We start from the raw sequence: 6,604 nt of genomic DNA, 5'->3' as shown, positions 1-6,604 counted from the left end.
CGTAATGACCCGGGCGGGTTCGGCGAAGGTGGCTGGCCATGTCCCGTGAGTAGGTTGAGCGACGAAGGATTACTTTTTACTTGACTTTTTCCCAAAATGGGTTATATTCGCTGAGGAGACCGAGCGTAGAGGGTGTTCGCGTTGGAGCTGGCGATGTTGTCGCGTCGCCTGACCAAGGGAAAAGGATCCCTTGACTCAGGAGGAGGAATCATGGCTACGGCGGAGGGAAGTTGCGTCATGAAACTGACCGACGTGCTTGTGATGCTCCTTGTGGTGTCTGTGGCCTCCATTTCTCTCGCTGGAACCACCGGCAAGATCGTGGGGACGGTCACGGACAAGGAAACGAAGGCACCGCTCCCAGGGGTGAACGTGATCATTGAGGGGACTGCCATGGGGGCGGCCACCAACCTGCAAGGTTACTACGTGATCCTCAACGTGCCGCCTGGCATCTACACTGTGCGGGCGTCCATGATTGGGTATGCGCGGGTGTCCGCCACGCAGGTACGCGTGAGCATTGACCAGACCACCACCGTGGACTTTGCGCTGGAACCCCAGACGCTGATGGGCCAGGAGGTGACGGTGGTGGCGGAGCGGCCGGTGGTGCAGAAGGACGTCTCTGCCAGCGTGGCGACCCTGAACTTTAAGGAAATCGAAGCCCTGCCCATGGTGCGCGTCGCGGAGGTGGTGGGCCTCGAGGCGGGTGTGATAGGGCTGACCATCCGTGGTGGCGGGAGCGAGCAGACCAATTTCGTGGTCAACGGCTTTTCCCTCCGCGATGAGCGAACCTTTCAACCTTACACCGGCATCAGTTATACTTCCGTTGACGAGATCAAAATCCAGACCGGCGGCTTCAGCGCCGAGTTCGGCAACATCCGTTCCGGGCTCATCAACGTGGTCACCAAGGAGGGACGGCGCGACAAGTACACTTTGGGCTTCATCGGGCGCTATCGCCCCCCGGCGCCCAAGCATTTTGGGCATGCACCTTACTCCCGCGACTCCTACTGGATCCGACCTTACGTGGACGACGCCGTGTGCTGGACCGGCACCAAGAATGGGGCCTGGGACGAGTACATGCAGAAGCAGTTCGTGGAGTTCGAGGGGTGGAATGCGGTCTCGGCCAAGACCTTGGCGAACGATGACCCCAATGACGACTTGAGCCCCGCCGCAGCGCAGCAGGTCTTCTTGTGGGAACACCGGCGCATACTGGAAGTTAGGCAGCACGACTATGATGTAGACATGAGCTTTGGCGGGCCGGTGCCGGTGGTGAGTGAGTACCTCGGCGGCCTCCGCTTTTTCGCCTCTTACCGGCGCACGAGGGAGATGTACGTCGTGCCGCTGTCGACCGACTTTTATCGCGACTACCACGGCCAGCTCAAGCTCACTTCCGACTTGCGCCCCGGGCTCAAGCTTATGGTGGAAGGGATGCTGGGCGAAGAGTTTGGCACTAACGACAACAACTCGGGGCTGGCGGGCATCTTCCGTAGTCCGGAGGGGATCGCTGACGCCCTGAGCAACGGGCCAAAGTACATCGACGGCCGCATGTTCGGGGATGCGTACTGGTGTCCGTCCACGTATCGGCGCAACAGCATCGGCGCCAAGTTGACCCATGTGCTGAGTCCGGCCACCTTCTATGAGGTAACGTTGCAGCGCTACCACACCAGTTACGACACCAATCCAGGGCGGGCGCGTGATACTTCGCGTGTTTACCTGTTCGGCAACAATTACTGGGTGGACGAGGCTCCCTTTGGCTATCAACCCGCACCCAGCACGGGCATCGTGGGCCTACGCATGGGTGTGGGCATGAGCAACTCGCGGGACAGCAGCAAGGTCACCGTCTGGTCTCTGCGCGCAGATTTCACCAGCCAGGTCAACCGCAGCAACAACATCAAGACGGGTGTGGAGCTTGTGTACACGGACAACAACGTGAACTATGCCTCGGTGGACAAGTTCCTGCCTAGCGGCCGCTCCAAATCCAAATGGCACACCTACCCTGTGCGCGGAGCAGTATACGTCCAGGACAACCTGGAGTTTGAAGGTATGATCGCCAACGTGGGCCTACGCCTCGATTACTCGCACGCCGGCGGCGAGTGGTATGTCTACGATCCCTTCACGCGCGCCTTCTCTGCGGAGCGCTCTCTGGGCATCGATACATTACTGGCCAAAGAACCCACCAAACGCATTTTCGAGCTCAGTCCCCGGCTTGGCGTGGCCTTTCCCATCACGGTCAACAGCAAGCTCTACTTCAACTATGGCCACTTCCGACAGCTGCCGTTGCCCGAGAACCTCTTCTTGTTGCGGAGGTACACCGACAACAATGCCGTGACCAGGGTGGCGGACCCCAACAATCCGCTGCCCAGAACGGTGGCATACGAGTTGGGGTACGAGCATAATCTTTTTAACCAATTCTTGCTGCGCCTGGCAGGCTACTACAAGGACGCCTCCCTCCAGTCACGGCTGGTGACGTACGTCAGTCGCGATAACAAGGTCAACTATAGCGTGACCAAGCCCTACAACTACCAGGACACGCGCGGCTTTGAGTTGACGTTGCGAAAGAACCGAGGACCGTGGGTGCAGGGCTTCGTCAACTACACCTACGAGGTCACCACCGCCGGCAATTTCGGCTTCGGCACGTACTACGAGAACCCTGCCGAGCAGCGGCGCTACGAGCGCGAGACCCGTTCGCACTACCAAGAGAAACCGGTACCGCGGCCTTATTCGCGTGCCAATGTTGACTTTTTCACACCTCCGGAGTTCGGCCCCAAGGTGCTAGGTCTGTCTGTGCTTGGCGACTGGCGCCTGAATGTGCTGGCCGTGTGGCGTTCAGGCTACCACTTCACTTGGACCGGTGGTGGCACTATACCCGGCATCCAGTATAACGTGCAGTGGCGCGATTACTACAACGTGGACCTCCGCCTGACCAAGAACTTCCGTCTTGGCTTTGCCAACCTTGAGCTCTTTGTGGATGTGTACAACGTGTTCAACATCAAGTACATGACGAACTATGGCTTTGTGGACGGGAAGGACTATGAGGCGTACATGAAGTCGCTCCACCTGCCGGCGGGAATTGGGAACCGCCTTGCCTACGGGAATATTCCAGGCAACGACCGGCCGGGTGACTTCCGCAAGGACGGCGTCAAATTCCAGCCCATGGAGTTTGTGGCGGACATGAAGGACGTGAGCAGGCTAAATCCGAAGGTTATTTACTACGACAAGAGCAGGGACAACTTCTTCGAGTGCATCGGCGGCCAGTGGGTGATGGTTCCTGAGCCCAAGATCCGCAAACTGTTGGACGAAAAGGCCCACATCGACATGCCGAACCAACAGTACTTCACATTCCTGCATCCGCGCGACGTGTACTGGGGGATTCGGCTGTGGGTGAATTATTGACGGTTTTCTCGGTCTGAACTCTACATTGAGGGCAAAGCGATGAGAGCCTGGAGCAAGAGAACATTCTGGGCGGCGGCGCTGTGTGGCCTTGTGTTGCCGGCAGTCCTTTTTGCCCAATACGACATCCGCTGGATGGCTGTTGGTTCGCTGCACAACTGGTACTCCAGCATCGGCTCGGAAATTGAGCATGGGTTCATGAAAGTGCAGCAGTACGGCATGCAGTGGCCGGCCATCTACCAGTACCAGGACATGCAGGCGGCCAAGGCGCTGTGGATTGGGTGCAAGAACTTTACCGACCAGAACGGCATGTTCTTCCCCTACAAGGTAGTGCATGTGGGCCCACGAGTCTCAGGGGGTGGAGAGTTTTTCCCGATCAAAATGGAGATGGTGAGCCGCTTTGAGCCGCCCGTGGTCTTTGTCGATGGCGCGCTCTCCTACGAGAAGCCCGTCGACAACAATCGCGTCGACCCCAGCATGAAAGCTGACCGGATGATCATCAACGTCACCAACTGCCAGCTTGGCATTACCATGACGCGGAAGATCTTCCAGTTTTCCAACCCGTACCACGACAACTACATCGTTTGTGACTATACCTTCACCAACACCGGCAATGTTGATGATGATCCGGAAATCGAACTGCCGAACCAGACACTGGAGGATGTTTACTTCTTCTTCCAGTTCAGGTGGGCGGTGTGTCGTGAGACCCGCTACCTCATCGGCAACGCCACTGGGTGGGGCATCAATCTGATGCTGGACGCCCGCGGGGATGGCGTCAAGGTTGACCCGCCGAACGAGAACTTTCGTTGTCAATTCGGGTGGCATGGGAAGTACCCGCCGTTTACATTGTACGACAACATCGGGGCGCCGATATGGAGCCCGCAGGGCTCGGCTGGGTACATTGGTGCAGCAGACACTGTAGGGAGACTGGGTGCGGCGCAATTCATCGGCGTGGTGACGCTGCATGCGGACCATTCGCCCACCGATCCAAGTGATGACCCCATGCAGCCTTCCACGACCACCTACGAGTCCTCCGACGCCCCCAATACCTCGCAGAACGACGCGTTCAACATTGCGCGCATGGAGTCGGAGTACGGGTGGATGTCCAAAGGGCATATGTCGCCGCGCCACTGCGACAAGGTGGAACCCAGTGGCGATTTTGCCTCTCCGACTGGCGACCCCGCATTGGGTACCCCGGGCGGATTTTCGGCCTGCAACGGCTACGGGCCATACACGCTGCGTCCGGGCGAAAGCATCCACATCGTCTGGGCGGAAGCCGCGGCAGGGCTGAGTAGGGAGATGTGCATCGAAATCGGCAAGCAGTACAAGAAGGGGATCATCGACGCGCGGACCAAGAACCAGTGGGTGCTCACCGGGCGAGACTCGTTGTTCCAGACCTTCCGGCGGGCCATAGCAAACCATAACTCGGGCTATACGCTTGCCGAGCCGCAATTCCCGCCCAGTGAGGTATACATCAACGGCGGTGGTGACCGCATCAATATTGAGTGGAAAGTCTACGACGAAGGCCCTCGGCCTCAGGGGTTTGAAATCTACCGCGCCAAAGGACGCTACGACAGCACCTACACGCTCATCTACCGTGCCGGACCGGATGAGCGGTCCTTTAAGGACACGCAACTGGAGCGCGGGCCCTCGTATTACTACTACGTGGTTGCGGTGGGGCCGGAGATGCCAGGGGACCCGGCTCTGAACATCCCAGCGCACACGCTGAAGAGCAACCGCTACTACACCCAGGCCTACGACCCGACCAATCTCAAGCGTCCCGCTGGCGAAAAGCTGAGTGACATTCGCATCGTGCCGAATCCGTATAACATCTCTGCGGATCCGAACAACTTGCTCTTTCCTGGCGAGGGCGATAAGATTGCCTTTTTCAACATTCCTGGGGAGTGCACCATTCGCATCTTTACCGAGAGCGGCGAGCTCATCAAGACCATCGAGCACACTGACGGCACGGGGGATGCGTACTGGAACTGCACCACCTCCTCAAACCAGGTCATTGTGAGCGGTGTCTATCTGGTGGTGGTCACCGACCACAAGACTGGCAAGAGTGCGGTGGAGAAGCTGGTGGTCATCCGGTGAACGGGTGCAAGAGAAGGGTGTCGCCATGAAACGATCGATAATTGCTCTCATTTTGCTGGCATGGTGGTGCGCAAGCGCCGTCGGCCAGACCCAGAAACTGCAAAAGTTAGCGCAAACCGGCATGAAGTTCCTCAGCGTGACAACTGATGCCCGCACCAGTGCCATGGGCGAGGCAGCGACCGCATTGGAGGGCTCCGCCGCTTCCATGTTTTTCAACCCATCAGGTCTGGCCAGTCTTGCGACAACGACCGACCTCAGCTTTGGACAGGTGAACTGGATCGCGGACATCAAGTACTTTTACGGCAGCGCCGCGTTTGGCCCGGCGCGGGGTAAGTACGGTGTCGTGGGTCTTTCGGTCCTGTCCGTCGATTATGGCGATTTCAAGGGGACCATCCGCGACGTGAGCGAGAAGGGCTACAAAGACACCGGCACCTTCAGCCCGAGCGCTATGGCGGTGGGCATCGGCTACGCGCGGGCGCTGTCGATGAAGTTCTCCGTCGGGGGGGTGGTCAAGTATGTGACGCAAAACCTGGGGAGTAGCATCATCGGCTTCGACGCGCAGGGAGGCTATCGGCAAAGGGATTATGAGGAGGGCGTGCTGGCATATGACTTTGGCATCCTTTACCGCACCGGCTTCCGCAGCCTGAACTTTGGCATGAGCGTGCGCAACTTCGCCCAGGAGGTGCGCTACGAGGTTGAGGGATTCCAGCTGCCACTCACTTTCAAGATTGGGCTGGCAATGGACCTGCTGGATCTCTTCCCCAGCCTTCGCCTGGGTGAGGACGCGCTTTTGGTCTCTGTGGACGCCTCACACCCGCGTGACTATCCGGAGCAAGTGGGTTTTGGTGCCGAATACGTGCTCATGAACACCCTGGCCCTGCGCGCCGGCTACGCGTTCCCCAATGATGAACATGGCTTCAGCGCCGGTTTTGGTCTCCAGCAACGCCTATCCGGCATCCGCTTTGGCCTGGATTATGCGTACACCCCCTTTGGGCTGTTCAATGAGGTGCATCGGTTTTCGGTGCGGCTAGCGCTGTAGATGCTTTCCGCGTGCAGGACCATGGCTCCCGGTCGGTCGGCCGGGAGCTTTTGTTTTTGGGGACTGGCATCCTGGAGGCACTGC

3 protein-coding genes are annotated in these 6,604 nt (G+C 58.6%); all 3 read left to right on the top strand.

The features are described 5' to 3' along the window. The first annotated feature begins 210 nt into the window (after positions 1 to 210). The 3 genes from ONB25_09020 to ONB25_09010 are packed head-to-tail and all read left to right on the top strand — an operon-like array spanning position 211 to position 6,520. Positions 211 to 3,387, top strand: a complete 3,177-nt coding sequence (locus ONB25_09020; GenBank protein ID MDZ7393019.1) for a carboxypeptidase-like regulatory domain-containing protein — start codon at positions 211 to 213, stop codon at positions 3,385 to 3,387. A 39-nt stretch (positions 3,388 to 3,426) separates the two neighbouring features. Then, positions 3,427 to 5,481 carry a hypothetical protein gene (locus ONB25_09015; GenBank protein MDZ7393018.1) on the top strand — a complete coding sequence of 685 codons (2,055 nt, stop codon included), beginning with the start codon at positions 3,427 to 3,429 and terminating at the stop codon, positions 5,479 to 5,481. Positions 5,482 to 5,506: 25 nt separating this feature from the next. After that, positions 5,507 to 6,520 (top strand): PorV/PorQ family protein, encoded by a 1,014-nt coding sequence (locus tag ONB25_09010; GenBank protein ID MDZ7393017.1) that lies wholly within the window; start codon positions 5,507 to 5,509, stop codon positions 6,518 to 6,520. The last annotated feature ends 84 nt before the right edge of the window (positions 6,521 to 6,604 follow it).

The organism is candidate division KSB1 bacterium, from assembly GCA_034506335.1.
GTDB lineage: Bacteria > Zhuqueibacterota > Zhuqueibacteria > JANLFK01 > Oleimicrobiaceae > Oleimicrobium.
The sequence above is the reverse complement of the archived record's forward strand: the minus strand, read 5'-3'. Positions and strand labels throughout refer to the sequence as shown.